The sequence below is a fragment of the Brucella pseudogrignonensis genome (genome assembly GCF_002252525.1).
Taxonomy (GTDB): domain Bacteria; phylum Pseudomonadota; class Alphaproteobacteria; order Rhizobiales; family Rhizobiaceae; genus Brucella; species Brucella pseudogrignonensis.
The window spans coordinates 1-22,309 of record NZ_NNRM01000043.1 but is presented as its reverse complement, the minus strand read 5'-3'; the positions used below and the strand labels follow the sequence as shown (position 1 = coordinate 22,309).

Sequence of the window (22,309 nt, the reverse complement as noted above, 5' to 3'; positions counted from 1 at the left end):
CAGGATTAACTTCAGTTTTAAAGCATCGATGCTGCTGCAGGTTATCACCGAGAGTTGAGAGAGCAAAGCGAATGAAAAATTAAGGGCGCACTTACGAGTTGCTTCGCAACTCAGAGCGGTTTAAGCTCATTTCATGGACAGATTTATTTGTTTGGGGCTGAGGATAGTTGTGTGGCGATCTATCATCTGAGTATGAAGCCGATTTCCCGATCCAGGGGACGAAGTGCTGTTGCTGCCAGCGCCTATCGCTCGGCGTCAAAGCTGACGAATGAGCGTGATGGAATTACGCATGATTACACCAACAAAAGCGGCGTGGAACATGCCGAGATCGTCTTACCGGAAGGTGTCGATGCGGAATGGGCGCGGGATCGTTCAGCCTTATGGAATGCAGCCGAGCTTTGCGAAAAGCGCAAGGATGCACGTGTCGCACGCGAGTTTGAAATTGCATTGCCGCATGAGCTGACTGCGGATCAACGGCTTGAGGCAACGCGGATTTTCGCCCATGAGCTTGCCGATCGTTTTGGCGCGGCAATCGACTTCGCCATTCATGCGCCGCAAGACGACAGCGACATTCGAAACCACCATGCGCATATAATGATGACAACACGGCAGGTGAGGGGGGATGGTCTCGCTGACAAGAACCTTCTCGAGCGTGAAAACAAATGGCTTCTGTCAGCGGATCTGCCAACCACGGATATGCAGCTTCGTGATCTCCGCATGCGATGGGAAGGGATTGCGAATGAAAGCCTTGCTCGGGCCGGACATGATATTCGCATTGATCACCGTTCGCATCTGGAGCGGGGTCTTGAGATTGCGCCGACGGAGCATATGGGGGTTCATGCGACGCAGATGGAGCGGCGTGGTCTCGTCGTGTCGCGGTCGCGGCTGGATGAAGATGCCGCGCGGCGCAATTCGGAGCTGATCCGCGAGAAGCCGGAACAGGTTCTTGAAATCATCACGGGAGAGAAAAGCGTCTTTGATCGGCGTGATGTTGCGCGAGCGCTGCATCGCTACATCAACGATAACATTGGAGAGTTCCAGAGCGCCTTTGCCAAGGTGATGGCGTCATCGGCCCTTGTTGAACTACAGGCGGAAAGCCATGATCCGGTGACGGGTGAATTCGAGTTAGCGCGTTATTCGACGCGCGGAATGGTCGAGATCGAATCCGGTATGATCGAATGCGCGCAGCGGATGCACGCGTCGCACAGCCACAGGCTGAGCGATCATCATGGTGTCGATCGCAAGCATGTCGAACAAGCGATCGGGCGTCAGGATGCTGCGATCCGGACAAGCGTTTCGAGCGATACCGCTGACAAGGTCGAGCGGGGTGAGTTAGATCGCGGTGAGCGCGATCGGCTTATCGACGCTGCACGTCTCTCCGATGAGCAGCGGCGGGCGATTGAGCATGTCACTGGGCCGGAGCGCATTGCTGCGGTTGTCGGTTATGCGGGTGCTGGCAAGAGCACGATGCTGGCGGCGGCGCGTGAGGCATGGGAGGCAGAAGGCTACAGGGTTCACGGTGCGGCCTTGTCGGGCAAGGCAGCCGAGGGTCTGGAGGAGAGTTCTGGAGTTCAGAGCCGCACCCTGGCGTCGTGGGACATGAGTTGGCAGAACGACCGTCGCACGCTCAATCGCGGTGATGTGTTTGTGATCGACGAAGCAGGCATGGTGGGAAGCCGGCAGCTCGCCCGGTTCATTGGCGAGGCCGAGGCACGCGGTGCGAAGATCGTCCTTGTCGGCGATCATGAGCAGCTACAGGCAATCGGGGCCGGCGCACCATTCCGGGCGATCACCGAGGAAATCGGTCATGCCGAGCTTTCCCAGATACGCAGGCAGCGTATTGACTGGCAGCGGGACGCGTCGGTTGCCTTCGCCACGCACCGAACGGCTGAGGGTCTGAGCGCCTATCGGGATCGCGGCAATATCAGCTTTGCCGAGACGGGCGAGGATGCGCGCGGTCAGATCGTGCGTGATTACCTTGCCGACGCGCAAGTGCGTCCGGACGGCACCCGGATTGCGATGGCGTATCGCCGGGCCGATGTTCGCGCCATCAATGACGCGATCAGAGCTGAGCTACGGGCCCGGGACAACGTGCCCGGCGATAGCCGGGGGCTGTCCGAGGGCGAGCTGGCGCGTGGCGCCCTCGGGGAGGGGCTGGTCTTCCAGACCAACGACGGCAAACGCGAGTTCGCCCCGGGCGACCGCATCGTGTTCCTTGAGAACAATCGCGACCTTGGCGTAAAAAACGGGATGTTGGGTACCGTCGAGCATGTTGAGGTCGGCCGACCAGGTGCTGGCCCCAGGATCGTCGCGCAGCTCGACGGGGCGAGCGGTAAGGAAGGGCGCAGCGTCAGCGTGCCGATGGACGACTATCAGGCGGTCGACCACGGCTATGCGACGACAATTCACAAAAATCAGGGCGCAACCGTGGATCGTGCCTATGTGCTGGCGTCGAGAACGATGGACCGGCATCTAACCTACGTCGCTATGACCCGGCATCGCGACGGAGTGCAGCTCTATGGGAGCCAGGACGAGTTCAGCAAATCGGAACTTGGCCGGCAGGTAGGTCAAACGTTGGCTGTGGGTCGTCTGGTCGAACATGGGGCCGCACCGTTCAACCACAAGGAAGGCAATAGTCAGAGCTATTTCGTGACGCTTGAAAACGATCAAGGTGAGCAGCGCACGTTATGGGGCGTAGATCTTGAGCGCGCCATGAAGGCTTCGAAACAGGCACTGCAGATTGGGGACAGGATCGGCCTGCAACATGTCGGTTCGGAGCCGGTTCGCCTTCCAGACGGAACGGAGACGCACCGGAACGCTTGGAAGGTTCAAGATGCGGGCGATCTTGCTTATGAGCAGCTTAAAAATCAGCTGTCACGGTCGGGCGTGAAGGAAACGACACTCGACTATACCCGCGACTTTGCCGCGCGCCAATTTGCCGAGCGGCGGGGGATCGCAGAGCAAATGGGGATCGTAAGCGAGATCGAGATCCCGGCGGAGCGCGCCGGGCTACGTGCGGAGCGGGAATCAACGGCCGCGGATAACGTCGGTGATCGACAACAGCGCCGCAATTCGTTCGAGGGCCTGAAACTCGGGCGCGGCGCGGCGGCCGAGCGGCTGCAGCAGGACAGCACCGGTGAGAGTGGATCGCCGGTCGAGCAGAAACGGCCGCAGCAAGCCCAGAAACAGCGCGGTGGTATGTTCTCTGACCTCAGGCTCAATGCGCGTTCTGGGTCGTCCAAGCAGCGGGAAGAACTGCCGGGAAGGGAGACGAGCTTGCAGTCGGTGCCAGTACAAGACCGCCCCGATACTGACAGATTGGCCGAGCGATCACGACGTCAGTCGCCGCTTGAGGCAGCCATTGACCGCTATGTGCGGGCCTATCAGTCGCTCGATCAGCACCAACGTGATGGCCTGCCGGTTCTTGACATGCAGCGGCAGGAGATGCACGCGGCCGGCCAGCAACTCGACCAGGTGCGCGCGGGGACAGAAGAATTGATGGTTTCGACACTGCGGCATGATCCACAGACGGCGCGCGCCATGACCGAGCTTACCGGTCGGGAGCGTGTCGCCCATGTCATCACAGGCATGAAGCGTGAAAACGCCGCCCTGCAAGACCCCAATGTCAGGGCCGAGCGGTTCGTGAATCGCTGGCAGGAGCTGGGCGGTCAGCGCCAGAAGCTTCGCGGCTGGCAACACGACGAGGCGCGGGGCAAGATCGAAAGCCAGATGCAGGGCCTTGCAAAGCGCCTCGAACGCGATCCAAAGGCAGAATCTATCGTGCGTCATCGCAGCAAGGAGCTTGGAATCGGGCAGGAGCTTGATCGCGATCAAAGCATCGCCCGTGTGCTGCAGAAGCAGGTAACACGCGGCCAGCGGATTGATCGGGGCTTTGGTATAGAAATGTAAGGCAGGGAGAACATGACGGAACTCGACGACCACACAGACGGCATTGGGCTCGCAACGCGTGAAGAAGATTCAGGTGATCCGGCGGCAGCCTTTGATGCGCTCCGGCGCACCGTCGAGACGCAGGGCACGCAGATCAGCGCGGAAATGACCGTGATGCGGCGCGGCATCGAAGCTGCTTTCGACCAGCTCGAGAAGATCGAGCCTCAAGCCGATTACAAGCCCCAGCTCGCACAACTTGTACAGGCGCTCGACAATGTTGCAGAGCGTTTGCACGGCGTCGAGCAGTCACCCATTCTTCGACAGGGCGCGCAGCACTATGCAGGGGTTCTCGAGCGCAGTGGCGAGGCTCTGGTAAGGAACGCCGCGCAGCAGCTCGAACGACAGGCTTCCGACCTTGAACGCGCGAGTCGTAATCTTTCAACACGCGTCTCGGGCGCGCGCGTGCGCGATAATCAAAACAAGTGGGTCTTTGGCGCGGTGGGGTTCGGTATCATCACCGGTGTCCTGGCAATGTTATTTGTGCCACGTTTACTGCCTGGAACGGTTGATATGGCCGTTGCCTCCGTGGTCATGAACAATGACCGTTGGAAAGCCGGGATAGCCCTCATGGAATCGGGAAGTCCCGGGGGGTGGCGTAGCATTGTCGAAGCGAGTGAACTTGTACAAGCCAACCGGCAGGCGCTTGATGTGTGCTCCCGGTCAGCTGTCAACGCAAAGAAAGATCAGAGGTGTACGATTACCGTGTCAGCGCCTGCACAGTGAACAACAGCTAGCCTCCGGACGTCCCGCTCTTGTCACAGGTGGCCAAAGGGACGGCCGGGGGCAGGCTTGAGGCGATGAGGCTTTGAGTATTAGAGGAAGCCTTAATCACTCAAACAGTTCGGTGTGGGGTGCCAGCGCGCACGAAAATCACGCTGTTGTCCTCTGAACTGCACCCCATTTCAACCGGGCAGTCGGCATAAGCAGAAAGGCTCAAGCACAGAGTTGAGTATAGGCTTATGTCTAACGACTTCAGACACGTTGAATTGCTAACTGGTGATGTCCGCCGCAGGAGGTGGACAACTGAGCAGAAACTGACAATCATTGAGCAAAGTTTTGAGCCAGGCGAGACGGTATCTTCGACCGCTCGCCGCCATGGCGTTGCGCCCAATTTGCTTTACCGGTGGCGCAGACTTTTGAGCGAGGGAGGTGCTGCAGCGGTGGATTCTGACGAGCCAGTTGTCGGCAATTCGGAAGTAAAGAAGCTGGAAGAGCGCGTCCGTGAGTTGGAGCGCATGCTCGGCCGCAAAACGATGGAGGTCGAAATCCTCCGCGAAGCCCTTTCCAAAGCGGACTCAAAAAAACGGATATCGCGGCCAATCTTGTTGCCGAAGGACGGTTCCCGATGAAGACCGTCGCAAATACGCTGGGCGTGTCCCGTTCAAATCTCGTTGAGCGGTTGAAAGGCAGATCAAAGCCGCGCGGGCCCTACAACAAGGTTGAGGATGCAGTGCTTCTGCCGATCATTCGCAGGCTGGTGGATCAAAGGCCCACCTATGGCTATAGGCGGATCGCCGCGCTCCTCAATCGCGAAAGACGAGCCGCCGATAAGCCCGCCGTCAACGCCAAGCGGGTTCATCGCATCATGGGCAATCATGCGATGCTCTTGGAGAAGCATACGGCTGTTCGCAAGGGACGTGTCCACGACGGCAAGGTCATGGTCATGCGCTCGAACCTGCGCTGGTGCTCGGACGGTCTGGAATTTACCTGCTGGAACGGTGAGATCATCCGTCTCGCCTTCATCATCGACGCTTTCGACCGCGAGATCATTGCCTGGACAGCGGTCGCAAATGCTGGCATCTCCGGCTCGGACGTGCGCGACATGATGCTGGAGGCGGTCGAGAAACGCTTCGGAGCAACCCGAGCTCCGCATGCTATCGAGCATCTCTCCGACAATGGTTCGGCCTACACAGCAAGAGACACGAGACTGTTTGCCCAAGCCCTCAATTTGACGCCTTGCTTTACGCCAGTGGCTAGCCCGCAGTCGAACGGTATGTCGGAAGCCTTCGTTAAAACCCTGAAGCGGGATTATATCCGCATATCAGCTCTACCGGACGCCGAAACTGCGCTCCGGCTCATCCACGGATGGATCGAAGACTACAACGAAATCCATCCACATTCCGCGCTCAAGATGGCTTCCCCGCGGCTGTTCATCAGGGCTAAATCAAACTAGCCGACTTGTCCGGTGAAATAGGGAGCACTCCATCCTCGACCTGATACACCAAGAGGAAATCGCCGCCGATATGGCATTCCCGATGGTCGGTCCAATCCCCTTTCAGGGCGTGGTCAAGCCATTCCGAGCCTAGTAGCGGCTCGTCGTTCGCTATCAGGAGCAACATGGCCTCCTTGAGCTGGTGCATGTTGTAGCGGTCAGAACGGGAAAGCCGCTCCCAATCCTTCACGAAACTCTTGGCATAGTCCGCCAATCTCGGCAGAGAAGCCCGCTTGTTACTGGCGGGTTTCTTTGTCGAGGACCGCCATCTCATCAAGCTGCCACTTATCGGCAAAGTGGCCTCGTGAGCGGCAGCGGAGTTGATGAGCGAATTTCAAGCCGAATTTCGCCGCCCATTCTGCGACGGTCTGAAACGTGACGATGATGCCGCGCTCCGCCAAGAAGTCTTCCACGTCGCGCAGGCTCAACGGGAACCGATAATAGAGCCACACCGCAGGGGCGATGATCTCGGCGGGACTAATCGTGTGCGTTGATGACGGCCAAAAAGGCCGGGCCGTAGCGTTCGAGCTTTGTATCGCCCACACCGGGCACATCGGCCATCTGGGCGTGTGAGGCTGGCCTGGCTGTGGCCAGTTCGATCAGTGTGCGATCGTGGAAGATCACATAAGGTGGCACATTTTGGGCGCGCGCGATCTCTAGCCGCTTCTCACGTAGCGCCTGAAACAGCGCTTCATCACGCTCCGAAAGGGCGGATGTTACCGATTTTCCAGGCGAAACAGCACCACGCGATGGCTTCGATTTCGGCGGGACACGCAACATGAGCGTATGCTTTGCGCGCAAAAACTGCCTGCCTGTCTCCGAGATCGACAAACTGCCGTGTCCGGCAAAGTCGACATCGATTAACCTCTGCGCGACCAACTGCCGTATGATCGCACGCCAGGTGTGATTGTCATGCTCGCGGCCGATTCCGAAAGTCGAAATCTGGTCGTGGCCGAAGCGGCTGATGCGCTCATCGTCGACGCCAAGAAGGACATCGACAATATAGGCTTGCCCGAACCGCTCCCCGGTTCTGTGAATGCAGGACAATATTTTCTGCGCGGCTATTGTCCCATCGAAGAGGGTTGGTGGTTCGGCGCAGGTATCGCAATTGCTGCATGGTTCGCATCGATCACCGAAATAAGACAGCAGCACCTGTCTGCGACAGTTCGCCGTTTCGGCCAGCCCGAGGAGGGTATCGAGTTTCTGCCGCTCCATCCGCTTACGCTGATCGGGCGCGTCGGATTCCTCGATGAAGCGGCTGCGCAGGACGATATCGTCATAACCGTAGAGCATCATCGCTTCGGCTGGAAGTCCGTCGCGCCCTGCACGCCCTGTCTCCTGATAATAGGCTTCGATGCTTCCCGGCAGATCGATATGGGCGACGAAGCGAACATCCGGCTTGTCGATCCCCATCCCAAAGGCAATCGTCGCCACCATGATGACCGCCTCGTCGTGCTGGAATCGTGCCTGGTTCGCCTCGCGCGCGGACTTTTCCATGCCGCCATGATAGGAGAGGGCGTCGTAGCCAAGACTGCGGAGCCATCCGGCTGTTTCTTCCGTCTTCCGTTTCGAAAGACAGTAAACGATGCCGCTTTCGCCCTGGTGATCCTGTAGAAAGCGTTTCAACTGCGCACGAGGATTGTCCTTCTCCATGATCGCGTAGCGAATATTGGGACGGTCGAAACCGGCGATGAAGGCATCGCGCTTGTCAATCTGCAGATGCGACAGGATTTCCGCACGTGTCGGCTCGTCGGCAGTTGCGGTCAACGCCATGCGTGGCGTGTCGGGAAACTGCGTCATCAACACATCAAGCTGTCGATAGGATGGTCTGAAATCATGCCCCCATTGCGACAGGCAATGCGCTTCATCGATAGCGATTAGCGAGAGAGGCACGTCGCTCAGGCGTTGCAATGTATCCGGTCTGAGCAGGGTTTCAGGCGCGACATAGAGCAGATCAAGTGCCCCGGCATGGATATCACGCCACAAGGCTAGCCTGTCATCGCCAGCAAGGTCGGAATTGAGCGCCGCAGCCTTCACACCCGCCTGCCGGAGCGCGGAGACCTGATCGGCCATCAACGCGAGAAGCGGTGAAACCACGATCCCCATGCCCGGTCGCGCAAGGGCGGGAATCTGATAGCATAGCGATTTGCCGCCGCCTGTCGGCATCAGGACGAATGCATTATTGCCTGCTATCGCGTGCGATACGATTTCCGCTTGCCGCCCACGGAAGGCATCGTATCCATAAATGGTTTTGAGAATGTGGAGCGGGTCGGTCATCATCAGCAGTTAAAGCATCATTCGTTGTTCAGATTCGGCATCTACATTCATAGCAGGCGTCAGCGGAAAATCAGTCGTTCATCGCAAGAAACGATGCCAGCGATTATACATTATACCGCCAGGACGTGTCGCGGATTTCAAGCAGTCTTTATCCCAGGCATGAGCAGACCAAGGGACAATCTACCGATCATAAATGCACTTTTTAGTGATCTGTCCATTCAGCGTCAGATTCTCTTTGAACGAACAACAGCACGGCTCAGTCGCGTAGCCAGTTTTCGACCCTCAGAGCACGGATGCGTGAGAATTCTCCGGTATTGGCCGTGACTAACACCACCCCGAGCGCATAAGCATGGGCAGCGATGAAGAGGTCATTCGGACCGATGGGCTTACCAACGGCTTCCAATTCGGCTCGGATTCGCCCATATTCGGCGTCGGCAGGCGTATCAAGTGCGAGCACTTGCATACTTCCAAGAATGGCCTCGATGTGCGCCAGTAGCTTCGGCGACCCCTTTTTGGCACATCCATAACGCAACTCTGCTGCCGTGATGATACTGACACAAACTGCTTCTGGCCCAACCTCGGCGATGCGTCTGGCGACAGCACCTTTGGGGTTTCGTGCAAGCTCGGACACGACATTGGTGTCAAGCATGTAGAGCGCGCTCACAGGTCGATCTCTTTCAACGGTAGCAGGGTATCGTCAACATTCGGGAACTGATCTTCCGGCCCAAGCGGTTCCAATCCGGCAAGCACTTCCAGCAGGTTCAGGCGACGCACCGGCTCTATGATAAGTCGATCTCCATCGCGATGGATCATCACCCGGTCGCCGGGAAGTTCGAAGTCAGCTGGAATGCGAACAGCCTGACTCTTATTGTTACGGAAGAGTTTTGCTTCGCGGGCTGGTGTAGGTTCGGAGTGTCGGAGCTGTGGCATATTGGTCTCCTTTGTATATACACTAGTATATACATCGTGGCAGGATAAATTTCAAGCGGCGCGCGGTCGCTAGCGCGCAATTGTACGTCCTTCAACGATATTGCAGCGGTTCATAGTGGGCACCAAACTAAGATGTGGGAAGGCCTCGTCGGAGATGGGGGTGCATGACAATGGAGACATCAACTTCCTGAATTATGCCATAGAAAACAATATCTTAGCATAAATCGCATAAGTTCTATTATGGAACTAAGTTATTGATATTTAATAATAATATATCATTTCACCATGAGCAATACGACTTCTCAGTTTGATAAACCTGATAACCGAGCCATAGTGCTCCGCCTATGGCGATGAGCGGGCCAAAGAAGAAATGTCCTGCAAGGGTGCCCACGACGAATTGTAACAGGAACATTAGGCTCAGGACTCATTCCTTTCTGAGCCAGAAGATCACGGCAGCCGCGAGCTCTATAGCTGCTCGGAACACGACCGGGCAGCGATCGTAACGGGTGGCAATTCTTCGCCAGTCTTTGAGTCTGCCAAACATGATTTCGATACGATTGCGCCGCTTGTATCGGCGTTTGTCATATTTGATGGCCTTCTTGCGGTTTTTGCGCCCCGGGATGCACGGCTTTATCTCGTTGTCTTTTAACCGTTTTCTGAACCAGTCTGCATCATAGCCTCTGTCAGCAAGAAGCCAGTCGACCTTCGGTAACGTCTCGATTAGGGCTGCTGCTCCGGTATAGTCGCTGATTTGTCCCGCCGTGATGTGTAACCTGATGGGGCGACCCTGTGCATCGCTGACGGCGTGCAATTTGGTATTCATGCCACCCTTCGTCCGACCGATCAGGCGTCCACTACCCCTTTTTTTAACCGCAAGCTTGAAGCCGTACGGTGTGCTTTCAAATAGGTCGCATCCATCATCACGGTCTTGCCGACTGATGATTTTGAAGACAGGCCTTCCAATATCTGCGCAAATATCCCCTTGTGACACCAACGGTTCCAACGATTATAGAGCGTTTTACAGGGTCCGTATTCCCGAGGGGCATCACACCACCGTAACCCATTGCGAAGAATGAATATAATTCCACTCAAGACACGCCTATCATCAACGCGTGGACGTCCATGGCTCTTGGGAAAAAAGGGGCGAAGGCGTGACATTTGTCCTTCGCTCAGCCAGTAAAGATTACTCATTGATCAGTCTCCTAAGGCGAAACTGAATCAGCTCATCATTCTGAAATCAATGGGTCCTGAGCCTAGCTTTGGGTTCACATTGGCTAACACGAACCTTAATTCGTCTCTAACAAATTCTGTAACACGTTACGAGTGTCAAACTTCTCCATTGCAGTGCCCCCTTTTCACCGGACGGGTCGGCTAGGTTGATTTATCCTGATGAACTGCGTGGGGGAAGCCATCTTGAGCGCGGACGACAGCCAGGCATTCCGGGCTTCCGGCCTCAATCTGGTGGTGAGCGCCATTGTTTATTGGAATACGGTCTATCTCAGTCGCGCTGCCGCACATTTGCGACAACAAGGCCGGAATATTCCAAACGAGTTATTGAAACATGTCTCGCCACTCAGTTGGGAACACAGAAACCTCACCGGGATCTATTCCTGGGATGCAGAACAGCAGATGACAGACGGCTTCAGGCCATTGCGCCGCACTGGTAGAATGCTACGTGCCGCGTGAAGTTCATTGTTCGTTCGACCTAAACGTACGATTTTGAACTAATCTTGTTCCGCCCCCGTTCCGCGAAGCAAAAGCGCATCTTCCAGTTCTCGCTTCAGATCGCCATGAGATCCTTCAACGGCTCCGTTCTCATGAGCGACGCCGCGATTGTTGCGACTGGCTTTCATACCGTAATGGGCACAAAGGGCTTCGTAGCGATCCGTCATATCGCGAGCGCTATCAGCATTGATATTGCGGAATGCAGCAGAAAGACTGTCTGTGCGGTGATCACGCGGTGCACCACCCAGCGACCAAAGAGCATTTTGCAAACCAGTGGTCAGGGCAGCGAAGCTTTCACCGCCTTCCACAATCTCGGCATGCTCAAAACCACTATAGGCAAGACGGAAGTGATAGAGCAGATAGTCGAAGGTCGCCCCAGCAATTGTAACCTTAAGGCCCGGTGCATGGGTAAAGTCTGACAGTCCCATATGTCCTGGTTCATGAACCGAAGCGGGCAAACCGCCCGCCTCTCTGCAAAAGGCTGCTATGCGCCCCCCGGGCTTGCTCAATCCTTCAGCGGCTTGCCGGCGGTTTCGGTGGCGGCCACCATGGCCACCAGCGCCACCACTGCCGCCGCGACCAGATACCAGGCCGGCGCCAGCTTGCTGCCGGTCGTGGCTATCAGCCAGGTCGCCACGAACGGGGCCGTGCCGCCGAACAGCGCATTGGCGGCATTAAAGGAAAAGGCGAAACCGCTATAGCGCACTCTGGTCGGGAAGATTTCCGACAGGAAGCACGGCAGCGTCCCGTCATTCACCGTCAGCAGCGCGCCGAAGGCGATCTGGATCAGGACGATGGTCCAGAAGCTGGCGCCGTCGAGCATAGTGAACAGCGGCACCGTCAGCACCATGAACAGCACCGAGGCGGCGATCAGCGCGGTCTTGCGGCCGAAACGATCCGACAGCATGCCCATCAGGAAGATGAAGAAGATGTAGGCGGCGAGCGCGATGCTGGTGGCGATGAAGGATTCGCTCTGGCCCATGCCCATTTCGGTGATGAGATAGGTCGGCATGTGGCTCAGGATCAGGTAGAAGCCGACCGCATTGAGGCAGGTCGCGCCGAAGGCGATGGCGATCTGGCGCCGGTAACTGGTGAACAGCTCGCGCGTCGGCGTGGCCTCGACATGATGGGCCTTTTCCAGCTGGCGGAACTTCGGCGTGTCCTCCAGCCGCAGGCGGATGTAAAGGCCGATCAGTCCCAGCGGCGCGGCCAGCAGGAAAGGCAGCCGCCAGCCATAGGACTGCATGTCCTCGGCGCTGAGCATGGCGAAGAGGCCTGCCGACATCAGCGACCCCGCAAGCAGGCCGGCCGCCGTGCTCGCCGGCACCATGCTGGTGTAGAAGCCGCGCTTGGAGGTCGGCGCATATTCGGCGATGAACGAGGCGGCCCCGGCATATTCGCCGGAAGCGGAAAAGCCCTGCACCATGCGCACCAGCAACAGCAGCACCGGCGCCAACAGTCCCACCTGCGCATAGGACGGTAGCACCGCGATCAACGTCGTTGCCACCGACATGATAATGATCGACCACGACAGGGCCGCGCGCCGGCCGATCCGGTCGCCGATCGCCCCCCAGACGATGCCGCCAACCGGGCGGATCACGAAGGAGATGGCGAACACCGCGAAAGTGGCGAGCAGGCCCGCCGCCGGGGCGATCTCGGGAAAGAACACCACCGCGATCACCGTGGCGAAATAGCCGTAGGAGGCATAGTCGAACCATTCGACGAAATTGCCGATGAAGCTGGCGGTCAGCACCTTGCGCAGGACGTCCGGCGACGCTCCGGTCCGGTCCAGCGGCCGGTCGGCCGCGGAGATGGCATCGGTTGTGATCATTGTTCTTCTCCCTTCAATTGCCGGTATCGGACCGACTGCCGCGATCGTCTGGCCGTAAAAGCGGCCGGTGGACCATAGCTCCCCTCACGCGCCGCACTTGCGCGGCGCGGGCCGCCGCCGGAAACCTATTCGCCGGGCAGGACATGCGTGGCTTCAGGCCGCCACGACACCCAGATCCTCGCACCCGGCTCCAGGTTCAGCTTCTCCAGTTCCTCATGGCTCTTCTGCGCCTTGACCTCGGTGCGGTCGGCGCCCTCGAGGTGAATGACCGCCGTGGCGCCGACGAACTCCTCGCCCACCACCGAGGCCTGCATGCCGTTATAGCCGTCGGCTGGCGGCTCGTTGCTGAGGTGCACGCGGTCGTCCGAGATCACGAAGGTCGCCTTGTCGCCCTTGGCGAGCGGGCGCGCCGCATTCGGCACGACGATGAACTCGCCGGCCGGCGTGGCGATCTTCACCGACTGGCCGTTGGCATAGGAGACGTTGCCAGCAAAGATATTGGACGAACCGAGGAATTCGGCGACGAAGCGGGTGCGCGGCGCACGATAGATTTCCTGCGGATTGCCAATTTGCTCGATCCGGCCGCGGCTCATGATGACGACGCGGTCGGCCATCGAGAAGGCTTCCGACTGGCTGTGCGTGACATAGACGAAGGTGATGCCAAGCTCGCGCTGCAGGTTGGAAAGCACCGTTTGCATGCGCACCTTCAGATGCGCGTCGAGCGCCGAGAGCGGTTCGTCGAGCAGCAGGATTTCCGGTTCCGTCACCAGCGAGCGAGCGAGCGCCACGCGCTGGCGCTGGCCCCCCGAAAGATGCGCGACATTGCGGTCGGCGAATTCGGTGATCTGCATGCGCTCCAGCCAGGTAGCGGTGCGCCTGCGGCGCTCCGCCTTACCGACGCCGCGCATGCGCAAGCTGAACTCGACATTCTCGCGAACCGTCAGGAACGAGAACAGCGCGAGGCTTTGCCACACCATCGGCGTGTCGCGCTGCCAGGTCGGCAGATCGTTGATACGCTTGCCGGCAAGGCGGATTTCGCCCTCGCTCGGCGCTTCGAGGCCGGCCAGCATGCGCAGCGTCGTGGTCTTGCCACAGCCGCTGGAGCCCATGATGGCAAGAAACTCGCCCTTGCGGATTTCGAAGTCCGTCTTCTCGACGGCGACGAAACTTCCGAAACGTTTGGCGACACCGTCGAAGACGACAAGCGGCTGATCGGTCATGACAGCTCTACTCCGGTCAGAATGGCCGCTGCCCTCGGCGCGGCGCTGCGTTTCATGAGCAGGATCTGGGCCAGCACCACCAGCGTCATCGAGGCGATGAACACGAAGGTGCCGATGACGTTGATGCGCGGGCTGACCTGCCCCTGCAGGAAGCCGAGCACTTTGACCGGCAGGGTCTCGTTGAGGCCCGAGACGAACCAGGCGACGGCGAACTCGTCGAAGGACACGGCCATGGTGATGAACAGCGCCGCGAAGATCGCCGGCTTGCAAAAGGGAACGATTACGTGACGCATCGCCATCCATTCCGATGCGCCGAGGTTCCACGCCGCCGCCTCCAGCGAGGGGTCCATCTGCGACAGCCTGAGGCGGACGATCGCCATGGCGAACGGCGCGCACATCACCACATGGGCGATGATGACCGAATGGATGGCGCCCGACAGGTTGATGTTGGACAGGAACGCCAGCATGGCGAGGCCGAGGATGACCACGGGGATCGTCGGCGGCAGGAGCGCCAGCGCGAGATAGAGGTTCTTGCCGAAGAACCTGTAGCGGAAATCGGTGTAAGCCGCGCCGAAGCCGAGGGCCGTCGCCAGCACAGACACCACAAGCCCGGCGACCAGCGTGTTGCGCAGGCCTTCCCAGACCAGCGGATCGGCCGCAACCGCCTCGTACCAGACCGTCGAGAACCCGCCGAGCGGCAGCGAGGGGAAGCGGTCGACATTGAAGGAGAAGACGAAGCTCGCCGCGATCGGCGCGAAGATGAAGGCGAAAGCCAGCAGCACGTAGAGCTTCAGCGCCCAGTCGATCAGCCGGTTGCTGTTGATGGTGTTCATCGTCCGCGCTCCCTGTAGGCATAGCGCACGGCGGCGAAGGCGACCGCGAGCAAGGTCGCGATCATTGTCAGCGCAATGACCGCCGCGCGCGGCCATTGCTGGCCCGACTTGGTGGTGTCGGTGATCAGGATCGACAGCGTGGGCGGATCGCCGCCGCCGAGATAGAGTGGGCTGACGAAATCGCCGAAGGTGAGGATGAAGCAGAACAGCGCCGCGATGACGAGCCCCACCCTTGCCGAGGGCACGACGACCTCGAACACGGTGCGCAACCGGCCGCAGCGCAGATTGTGCGCCGCCTCGATCAGCGTCCTGTCGACGAACACCAGGCTGAACAGTTGCAGGAGCACGACGAGCGGGAAGCTCAGGGTCAGATAGCCGACCATGGTCCCGAAATTGGAATTGAGCATGCCGTACGGCCCGAGCCCCGCCCGGGCGAGCAGGGCGTTGATGATGCCGTTGTCGGAAAGGAAGATCTGCCAGGAATAGACCCGCACCAGATAGCTGGTGAAGAAGGGAATGACCATCAGGAACACGGCCCAGCGCCGCGCCGTCTCCGACAGCTTGAAGGCGATCGCATAGGCGCAGGGAAAGGCCAGCGCGCTGGTGATGACCGCCGCCGCCGTCGCCAGCCCGAAGGTGCGCAGATAGGCATCCCAAAAGACGCCGCGGCCAAGCATCCGGACCCAGTTGACGGTGTCGAAATCCGGCTCCATGCGGAAGTTCCGCACCGTCCAGAAGCTGAGCGCGATCAGGAACAGCAAGGGCGCGAGAAAAAACAGCACCTGCCACACAAGCATCGGCAGGGAGAAGGTCAGTCCGTAGAGTGTGATCGACTTCCGCATCGCCTCGGTTCCTGGCTAATGATCCGCCCTGTCGGCCGGCAGCCGTGCAGGGATTGCGGGAGAGGGCCAGGCGCAAACGCGCCTGCCCGGCTGCTGTCAACTGGCGGACCACCAGAGCTCTGATTACGAGCCCTTGTATTCGGACCAGAAGTCGTTCCAGTCCTCGATGCTCTGCTGCACGGGCAGTTGGCGATATTTGATGCGTCCGCTGCGGATAAGGTCCATGGCGTTGCTCTCGTTGAGCAGCATGCCCTGCCGCCTGGCTTCCTCGGGCGTTTCCGTGGCCAGAAGCTCCCAGCCCTTCCTGTTCGGGATGAGGCAGGGATATGCCGCCATGTTGGCCGACTTCACCTGCCCCTTGGGCGAAGTGATGTACTGGATCCACTTGCGGGCGAGATCGGCCTTCTGGCTGCCCTTGCCGATGGAGAAGGACTCGGTGAACTGCAGCCCGCCCTCCTCGGGGATGACGCTTTTGACCTTGGCGCCGTTGCGTTCCAGCGTGCCGGTGATCCAATCGCCGATCCCGGCCATGGCCAGCATCTGCCCGTTCTGCAACGAGGAGAAGGTGCCGCCATAATCGAAGAAGCCGCCGATCTGCTGGCGCAGCGTCTTCATCTTCTCCTGAAGTTTCTCCCAGGCCGCCTCATCTATATCGTAGGGCGAGGCATTGCCTTCAAGCAGGCTGATCTGGCCGAGATTGGGCAGATGCCAGTCAAAATGGCCGACCTTACCTTTCAGCTTCCCGTCCCAATAGACATTGTAGGTCGAGGCTACCTTTTCGGTGAGGGCGTCGGTGTTGTAGGCGACGCCAAGGAAACCGAAACGGGTGAGAACCGAATAGAGCTTTCCGTCCTGCCAGTGGCCGGGGAACTGCTGGAACTCGGGGAAATAATCGTCAAAATTGTAATCCTTCGGGTCCAGCTCCTCGATATAGCCGGCGGCGTTGAGCTGCTGGACATATTCGGCATCCGACAGGATGACGTCGAAGGTACCGGGCGGGGACTGGGCGATCAGGCCCAGCATGTTGTCGCCGCCGGTGTAGTATTTGGGCTTGAACTTGACGTTGTTTGCGGCCTCGAACTCGGCCACCACGTCAGGTTCGGCATGGCCGTACCAGGCCAGCATGGTGAGTTCAACCGGCTGGGCGAAGGCAAGCCGGCCAAGATAGGGCATGGCGAGGACGCCACCTCCCACTATGGTCGCGCCCTTGAGGATTTCACGCCGGGTGCTCCGGCTCGAGAACGATCGTTCTGTAGTCATAGCATTCCCCTTGTTATGTTTTTGAGACAAGGGTACGCAGCACCGTTACATTTGAAAAATTAATTCTCATAATTGTGGCATTTGCGTCGCTTATTGACGATCGAGCGTGCCAAGCCCGTTTGCGGGGTTCCCGGAGACACCAGCTTCGTCCAGCCGAGCGATGATGTGGTTCACCAGTCGGATGCCGGCGTCCGAAAGACGCGGATGCTTGTAGAACAGCCCGACGCGTATTTCGGCCAGCGGCGGGAAGCCGTCACGCTCGTCGAGGGCGCGCATGCCGGGCAGCATGGTGTAGCGCGTGAGTGCGCTGACACCGAGCCCATTGATCACGGCGTTCTGTAAGCCGCCGATGCCGGACCCCGTATAGGCGACGCGCCAGCGTATATGGGCACCATCAAGCGCCTGGATCATCCGGGCACGATAGGCGCACCCTTCCGGGTGGGCGGCAAGTGGAACGCCATCGACTGGTTTGAATTCCGATTCTTCTGCTGCTGCCCAAACGGGCTTCTCGACCCAAAATCGTGAGAGATATTGCGTCCGCTCGTTGTTGACCATGGCGATGGCCAGATCGAGTTCGTCGGCACCTAACCGATCCAGGATATCGGCACTCCAGCCGCAATAGATCTCCAGCGATATGCCTGAATGTTGCCGAGCATATTGCGTGATCAGGCCTTGCAGAAACGAAACGGCATAGTCGTTTGGCAATCCAACGCGCAGCACACCGGAAATTTTGGAACGGTTGAAATAAGAGGCGGCCTCATCGTTCAGCCGCAATATCTCGCGTGCAAAGCTTAGTAACATCTCCCCTTCGCTGGTGAGAAGTAGCGAGCGTCCCGACTGCTTGATGAGTGGCGCTCCCACCAATTCCTCCAGCCTGCGCATCTGCAGTGAGATCGCCGGCTGTGTTCTGCCCAGCATGTCGCCGGCTTTGGTGTAGGCACCAAGATCTATCACAGAAACGAAGGTCCGCAGGAGATCCGTCTGGAAATTGACGATATTGGCCATGGATTTCCATTTCTCATGGGAGGATGACAATTATAAATTTCTCATATCATAGAGATCGCATCAAATTTTTATAGTTCGCAAAAATGGGAGATGAGCATGTCTGAACAATCGGTCTTCGCCGCGGAGCTTTCGTGGCCCGACTATGAAGCCAGCGTCCGCGATGGCGCGACGCCGATCCTACTGCCGATCGGCTCGATGGAGCAGCACGGCCACCACATGCCGATGAATGTCGACGTGCTTTTGCCCGTCGAGTTCGCACGCCGCGTCGCCGGTCGCATCGACGCACTGGTGGCGCCGCCCTTCACCTATGGCTACAAGTCGCACCAGAAATCCGGGGGCGGCAACCACCTGCCCGGCACCACCAGCCTCGACGGCGCCACGCTGGTGGCGGCGCTGCGCGACGTCATCAAGGAATTCGCTCGCCACGGAGTGCGCCGCATCTGCCTGTTCAACGGCCACTTCGAGAATTCCTGGTTCATCATCGAAGGCATCGATCTGGCGCTGCGCGAGCTCAAATGGAGCGGCATCAACGACATGAAGGTCGTCGTGCTTTCCTATTGGGACTTCGTCGACAAGCAGACCATCGCGCGGCTCTACCCCGACGGCTTCGCCGGCTGGGACCTCGAGCATGGCGGCGTTCTGGAAACCTCGCTGATGCTGGCCCTCTATCCGGATCTGGTCAGGCTCGACCGTGCCATCCATCACGAGCCGGCGTCGTTCCCGCCCTATGACGTCTATCCGGCAATTCCCGAATGGACGCCGGCAAGCGGCACCTTGTCTTCACCCAAGGAAGCCTCCGCCGAGAAGGGCGAAATCCTGCTCGACGTTTGCATCGAGGGGATCGTCAGGGCATTAGAAACCGAATTCCCGCGCTGAGAACCATCCCTCCGAACAAGAAAGCCGCGGTTGCCCGCGGCTTTTACTTTGTTGCTTCCGTTCACAGCGGCCGCCGGATGATCGCGGTCCTGCGCGCCTTGACCACGGCCAGGGCTGGTGGCCTGCCCGCCGGCAGCATGACGGCTGCGCACGCCCCGATGCGGGCCAGCAGCCCCGGCCGGCGAGGCGGGATCGGCGGCAGGGGCTTTTCCGATCCGCCCCTGCGGCCAGTCGACCGGGATATAGAACCCCATGACGAGCCCTGCCCGCTCAGTTCTTGATGATGTTGTGCTCGGGGCCGAAGGGGAAGCCGGTGATGTTCTCGGCGCTGTCCTCCTTGACGATCAGGATGTCGTGCTCGCGATAGCCGCCGGCGCCCGGCGCGCCTTCCGGCAGCATCACCATCGGCTCCATGGAAACCACCATGCCGGGCTCCAGCACCGTGTCGATGTCCTCGCGCAGTTCCACCCCGGCCTCGCGGCCATAGTAGTGGCACAGCACGCCGAAGGAATGGCCGTAGCCGAACGAACGGTACTTCAGCAGGTCCCACTCGCGATACATGTCGTTGAGTTCGAGCGCGATGTCCTTGCAGCGGGCGCCCGGCTTGATCAGCTCCAGCCCGCGACGGTGGACGGCCACGTTCTTCTCCCAGATATCGAGGCTGGCATCGTCGACATGGTCGCAGAACAGCGTCCGCTCGAGCGCGGTGTAATAGCCGAAGATCATCGGGAAGGTATTGAGCGAAAGGATATCGCCCGACTGCACGATGCGGTTTGTGACCGGGTTGTGGGCGCCGTCGGTGTTGATGCCCGACTGGAACCAGGTCCAGGTGTCCATCAGCTCGACGAACGGAAACGACTTGGCGATCTCGCGGACCATTGCATTGGTGGTGGCGATGACGACTTCATGTTCCGGTACGCCAGCCTTGACCGCCGCCGCGCAGGCCGCACCGCCTACGTCACACACGCGCGCTCCTTCGCGGATCAGCTTCTGCTCCTCCGCCGACTTGATCGTGCGCATCCACATCGAGGGCTGGCCGACATCCACGAACTCGACGCCCGGCAGCGCTTCCTCGAGCTGGCGGCGGAAGTCGAGCGAGACATGATCGAATTCGATGCCGACGCGCTTGGCGCCCTTCGTCAACTGGCGCACTGCCTGATAGAAATTGTCCCGGCGCCAGTCGGTATAGGTGATGTTGTCGCCGAAGCTGCGCCGCCAGGGCTGGCCGCCATCGATGCCGGCGGAGATGGTGGTCGCCTTGTTGTGGTCGATGACCATGCCGTATTTGCGGCCGAAATAGCAGTACAGCCAACCCGAATAATAGTTGATGCAATGGTAGGAGGTGAACAGCGCCGCATCGACGTCGTTCTTGGCCATCCAGCCCCGCACGTCGTTCTGACGGCGGGTCATTTCGGCCTCGGAGAACGGCGAATAGTCCTTCTCGCCATTGTGCCATTTCATGACATGCAGCATGTCGTCGGTCGTCGCATGGGAGATATTGTCGGCCATCGGGTGCTCCTCCTTGAAGTGCCGGGTTTATGGGCTCCAGACTAAAGTTGCCGATGGCATTTCAAAAATTTATTCAATAAATGGGATCATAACATGCATTTATAGACTGTGCGGAAGCCTCGCATCGATTCCGGCAAGCAAAAAGCAGTGGGAGTATTATGGCGATACGGCTGGTGAGTGACCGCCACGGCCAGTCGCTATTCTCAAATGTTCCGGTCTCGGCCACGGAAAATGCGGAAGAACCAAGACGATTCCTGTGCTATCCATTAATGAATGGAGCTCCCGTTGGCACATCAATTGAACCCCCCTTCCAACGGGGTAGCTCACCTGCGCTCGGAATCCTAAATCGTTCGCGGTAGGGACGCTTATTGCTGAGCGCCCCGCACAGGCCTGTACGTGCGGAATTCCCGCATAAGGCTCGTACCTTGGGTGAGTGACGGCGAGGCGCGCGTCAGGCCAGGGGTGAAGAATGCGTGGCTTAGGAACCCAGCCGTCAGAGATGCGGGTGATTCGCGTCCATTGGCCGCCGGCGCGATCCGGATCGGCTCCATCATCTGCTCAGACAATGGGGACGAAACCGATCATGTATTAGGTGCCGCGCACTCATATCATGATTGAAATTATCAGGTTTTTTCGCTACGAAGTTTGGGACAAACATCGCCCGAAGGACATTGCGAAATGCGGAAGTATTCCAAGCTTATTCCTCTTTTAGTAATCTCAACATTTCTAATGGTGCCGGCGGCGTTCTCTGAAGAGCCCAAGACCCTCTCCGTCATTGACGACAGGGGGGGCACAGTTGACGTGCCGGCCAGTCCGGAGCGAATCGCCTCGATATCGTATCTCGCCACTGACGTTGCATTGGCGTTGGGCATCAAGCCTGTTGATTGCCGCTGAGAAGTGACCCGGTGGGGGTGCGGATAAAAACTTGGACTGGTTTTACGTCACAATGCCAAGACAGTTTCGATATTCGATTGGGCTGCGTGCGCCAAGTGATATCTTAATCCGCCTCTCGTTGTACCACCGAATGTAGCCATCAACTTCATTGATAAACCGCTCGAGCGTGATGTTCTTCCAATCGCTGGGATAAAAGAACTCTGTTTTTAGCCTGCCAAAGAAACCTTCGCATGCAGCGTTATCTGGGGAGCACGCCTTGCGGGACATTAAGCGCACCAGCTTCGCATCACTGATCCTCGATAGCCAACCCGGCCAGCGATAGTGTGCACCCCGATCAGAATGTACTATTGGCCACTCATCTCTACCTGTTACAGTTTCTATGGCTGCATCAAGCATCGTATTGACCAATTCCGCATCTGGTCTCACTCCGATAGACCAGCTGATGACCAAACCATCGAAGCAGTCGATGATGGGCGAGAGATATACCTTGCCAGCCGGGATATGGAATTCAGTGATATCAGTTAGCCATTTCTCATTCGGCGCTGTGGCCTGGAAGTCGCGATTAATAATGTTCTCGGGTGCCGGACTAATTTCTCCGAGATAAGAGCGATATCGCCGCCGCTTTGGCGTGGCAACGATCAGGTTCTCCTGTTTCATCAAGCGCTGCACAACGTTCTCTGAGATTGTAACGCATTGTTTGGCTAATGACGCCTGTAGCCTGCGGTAGCCATAGCATCGACGGTTGGCTTCGAAGATTTCGGTGATGTTTTGACGAATAGTGAGGTACTTATCGCTCATCCTCATGCGGGTTCGATGGTAAAAATATGAGCTGCGCGCCAGTCCCAACCGAGCAAGCAGATCAGGGAGTTGATAAAGACCTTTTAGGCCCCTGAACATTAAAGGGGCACCGATATACGGTTGGCCGACCGTTTGCGGATCGATGTTTA

18 protein-coding genes and 3 pseudogenes are annotated in these 22,309 nt (G+C 58.6%); 6 read left to right on the top strand and 15 right to left on the bottom strand.

All coding sequences use genetic code 11. From position 1 onward, the window contains the following. Window positions 1-171 precede the first annotated feature (171 nt). The 3 genes from traA to CEV34_RS19655 all read left to right on the top strand — a co-directional run bounded on the left by traA (window position 172) and on the right by CEV34_RS19655 (window position 6,121). The gene (gene traA, locus CEV34_RS19665) at window positions 172-3,909 is read left to right on the top strand and encodes a Ti-type conjugative transfer relaxase TraA (protein ID WP_094544328.1); all 3,738 of its coding nucleotides are present in this window, start codon (window positions 172-174) and stop codon (window positions 3,907-3,909) included. Window positions 3,910-3,921: 12 nt separating this feature from the next. Further along, window positions 3,922-4,671 carry a DUF6118 family protein gene (locus tag CEV34_RS19660; RefSeq protein WP_094544327.1) on the top strand — a complete coding sequence of 250 codons (750 nt, stop codon included), beginning with the start codon at window positions 3,922-3,924 and terminating at the stop codon, window positions 4,669-4,671. Between the two features lie 236 nt (window positions 4,672-4,907). Continuing rightward, a protein-coding gene (locus CEV34_RS19655) for an IS3 family transposase (protein WP_094544326.1) occupies window positions 4,908-6,121 on the top strand; the annotation gives its coding sequence in 2 pieces (ribosomal slippage) (window positions 4,908-5,244 and window positions 5,244-6,121; 1,215 coding nt in all). Here the strand turns inward: CEV34_RS19655 and CEV34_RS19650 are convergent. The 6 genes and pseudogenes from CEV34_RS19650 to CEV34_RS19625 all read right to left on the bottom strand — a co-directional run bounded on the left by CEV34_RS19650 (window position 6,108) and on the right by CEV34_RS19625 (window position 10,558). Next, window positions 6,108-6,374 carry a type II toxin-antitoxin system YafQ family toxin gene (locus tag CEV34_RS19650; protein ID WP_235819120.1) on the bottom strand — a complete coding sequence of 89 codons (267 nt, stop codon included), beginning with the start codon at window positions 6,372-6,374 and terminating at the stop codon, window positions 6,108-6,110. The genes CEV34_RS19655 and CEV34_RS19650 overlap by 14 nt on opposite strands. 46 nt (window positions 6,375-6,420) lie before the next feature. Further along, a pseudogene (locus CEV34_RS19645) lies at window positions 6,421-6,642 on the bottom strand (IS6 family transposase); the annotation flags it as partial. Then, complete coding sequence (recQ, locus tag CEV34_RS19640; protein ID WP_094544324.1) at window positions 6,638-8,440, bottom strand: DNA helicase RecQ; 1,803 nt, start codon at window positions 8,438-8,440, stop codon at window positions 6,638-6,640. The pseudogene CEV34_RS19645 and the gene recQ, both read right to left, overlap by 5 nt. Before the next feature lie 253 nt (window positions 8,441-8,693). After that, window positions 8,694-9,101, bottom strand: coding sequence for a type II toxin-antitoxin system VapC family toxin (locus tag CEV34_RS19635; protein WP_094544323.1), 408 nt, complete (start codon window positions 9,099-9,101; stop codon window positions 8,694-8,696). Then, window positions 9,098-9,367 (bottom strand): antitoxin, encoded by a 270-nt coding sequence (locus CEV34_RS19630; protein WP_094544322.1) that lies wholly within the window; start codon window positions 9,365-9,367, stop codon window positions 9,098-9,100. Before CEV34_RS19630 ends, CEV34_RS19635 begins: the two co-directional genes overlap by 4 nt. Before the next feature lie 424 nt (window positions 9,368-9,791). Then, window positions 9,792-10,558, bottom strand: a protein-coding gene (locus CEV34_RS19625; protein ID WP_235819119.1) for an IS5 family transposase whose coding sequence is annotated in 2 segments (ribosomal slippage) — window positions 9,792-10,237 and window positions 10,237-10,558 — 768 coding nt in all. Because the reading frame shifts where the segments join, the coding sequence is not laid out codon by codon here. 207 nt (window positions 10,559-10,765) lie between these two features. Between CEV34_RS19625 and CEV34_RS19620 the strand changes: the two genes are divergently transcribed. Further along, entirely contained in the window at window positions 10,766-11,053 is a 288-nt protein-coding gene (locus CEV34_RS19620; protein ID WP_328589890.1) for a Tn3 family transposase, read from the top strand. 56 nt (window positions 11,054-11,109) lie between these two features. Here the strand turns inward: CEV34_RS19620 and CEV34_RS19615 are convergent. From CEV34_RS19615 to CEV34_RS19585, 7 genes and pseudogenes are all read right to left on the bottom strand, one after another. Then, window positions 11,110-11,538, bottom strand: a pseudogene (locus CEV34_RS19615) (IS21 family transposase); the annotation flags it as partial. A gap of 59 nt (window positions 11,539-11,597) precedes the next feature. After that, window positions 11,598-12,923 (bottom strand): MFS transporter, encoded by a 1,326-nt coding sequence (locus tag CEV34_RS19610; RefSeq protein WP_094544321.1) that lies wholly within the window; start codon window positions 12,921-12,923, stop codon window positions 11,598-11,600. A gap of 125 nt (window positions 12,924-13,048) precedes the next feature. After that, a complete protein-coding gene (locus tag CEV34_RS19605) occupies window positions 13,049-14,143 on the bottom strand; it encodes an ABC transporter ATP-binding protein (protein WP_094544320.1) in 1,095 nt (364 codons plus the stop codon). Then, window positions 14,140-14,976 carry an ABC transporter permease gene (locus CEV34_RS19600; protein WP_094544319.1) on the bottom strand — a complete coding sequence of 279 codons (837 nt, stop codon included), beginning with the start codon at window positions 14,974-14,976 and terminating at the stop codon, window positions 14,140-14,142. Before CEV34_RS19600 ends, CEV34_RS19605 begins: the two co-directional genes overlap by 4 nt. Then, complete coding sequence (locus CEV34_RS19595; RefSeq protein WP_094544318.1) at window positions 14,973-15,818, bottom strand: ABC transporter permease; 846 nt, start codon at window positions 15,816-15,818, stop codon at window positions 14,973-14,975. Before CEV34_RS19595 ends, CEV34_RS19600 begins: the two co-directional genes overlap by 4 nt. Before the next feature lie 123 nt (window positions 15,819-15,941). Further along, window positions 15,942-17,078 (bottom strand): polyamine ABC transporter substrate-binding protein, encoded by a 1,137-nt coding sequence (locus tag CEV34_RS19590; RefSeq protein WP_094544317.1) that lies wholly within the window; start codon window positions 17,076-17,078, stop codon window positions 15,942-15,944. A 90-nt stretch (window positions 17,079-17,168) separates the two neighbouring features. Continuing rightward, window positions 17,169-18,083, bottom strand: coding sequence for a LysR substrate-binding domain-containing protein (locus CEV34_RS19585; RefSeq protein ID WP_038595017.1), 915 nt, complete (start codon window positions 18,081-18,083; stop codon window positions 17,169-17,171). A gap of 96 nt (window positions 18,084-18,179) precedes the next feature. Here CEV34_RS19585 and CEV34_RS19580 point away from each other — a divergent pair, with 96 nt between their 5' ends. Further along, window positions 18,180-18,959 (top strand): creatininase, encoded by a 780-nt coding sequence (locus CEV34_RS19580; RefSeq protein ID WP_094544316.1) that lies wholly within the window; start codon window positions 18,180-18,182, stop codon window positions 18,957-18,959. 270 nt (window positions 18,960-19,229) lie between these two features. Here CEV34_RS19580 and CEV34_RS19575 read toward each other — a convergent pair whose 3' ends face one another. Further along, window positions 19,230-20,468 carry a M24 family metallopeptidase gene (locus CEV34_RS19575; protein ID WP_094544315.1) on the bottom strand — a complete coding sequence of 413 codons (1,239 nt, stop codon included), beginning with the start codon at window positions 20,466-20,468 and terminating at the stop codon, window positions 19,230-19,232. Window positions 20,469-21,197: 729 nt separating this feature from the next. On the opposite strand from CEV34_RS19575, the pseudogene CEV34_RS27775 reads away from it, so the two are divergent. Then, a pseudogene (locus tag CEV34_RS27775) lies at window positions 21,198-21,350 on the top strand (ABC transporter substrate-binding protein); the annotation flags it as partial. A gap of 54 nt (window positions 21,351-21,404) precedes the next feature. On the opposite strand, the gene CEV34_RS19560 reads toward CEV34_RS27775, so the two are convergent. Further along, the coding region (locus CEV34_RS19560) for an IS3 family transposase (RefSeq protein ID WP_235819118.1) at window positions 21,405-22,309 on the bottom strand (905 nt) is incomplete at its 5' end.

Bases quoted from the DNA above. Each gene is read 5' to 3' on its own strand.
- CEV34_RS19660 (WP_094544327.1), top strand. From the start codon at position 3,922: ATGACGGAACTCGACGACCACACAGACGGCATTGGGCTCGCAACGCGT.
- CEV34_RS19575 (WP_094544315.1), bottom strand. From the start codon at position 20,468: ATGGCCGACAATATCTCCCATGCGACGACCGACGACATGCTGCATGTC.
- CEV34_RS19605 (WP_094544320.1), bottom strand. From the start codon at position 14,143: ATGACCGATCAGCCGCTTGTCGTCTTCGACGGTGTCGCCAAACGTTTC.
- recQ (WP_094544324.1), bottom strand. From the start codon at position 8,440: ATGATGACCGACCCGCTCCACATTCTCAAAACCATTTATGGATACGAT.
- CEV34_RS19580 (WP_094544316.1), top strand. From the start codon at position 18,180: ATGTCTGAACAATCGGTCTTCGCCGCGGAGCTTTCGTGGCCCGACTAT.
- CEV34_RS19595 (WP_094544318.1), bottom strand. From the start codon at position 15,818: ATGCGGAAGTCGATCACACTCTACGGACTGACCTTCTCCCTGCCGATG.
- CEV34_RS19590 (WP_094544317.1), bottom strand. From the start codon at position 17,078: ATGACTACAGAACGATCGTTCTCGAGCCGGAGCACCCGGCGTGAAATC.
- CEV34_RS19610 (WP_094544321.1), bottom strand. From the start codon at position 12,923: ATGATCACAACCGATGCCATCTCCGCGGCCGACCGGCCGCTGGACCGG.
- CEV34_RS19600 (WP_094544319.1), bottom strand. From the start codon at position 14,976: ATGAACACCATCAACAGCAACCGGCTGATCGACTGGGCGCTGAAGCTC.
- CEV34_RS19630 (WP_094544322.1), bottom strand. From the start codon at position 9,367: ATGCCACAGCTCCGACACTCCGAACCTACACCAGCCCGCGAAGCAAAA.
- CEV34_RS19585 (WP_038595017.1), bottom strand. From the start codon at position 18,083: ATGGCCAATATCGTCAATTTCCAGACGGATCTCCTGCGGACCTTCGTT.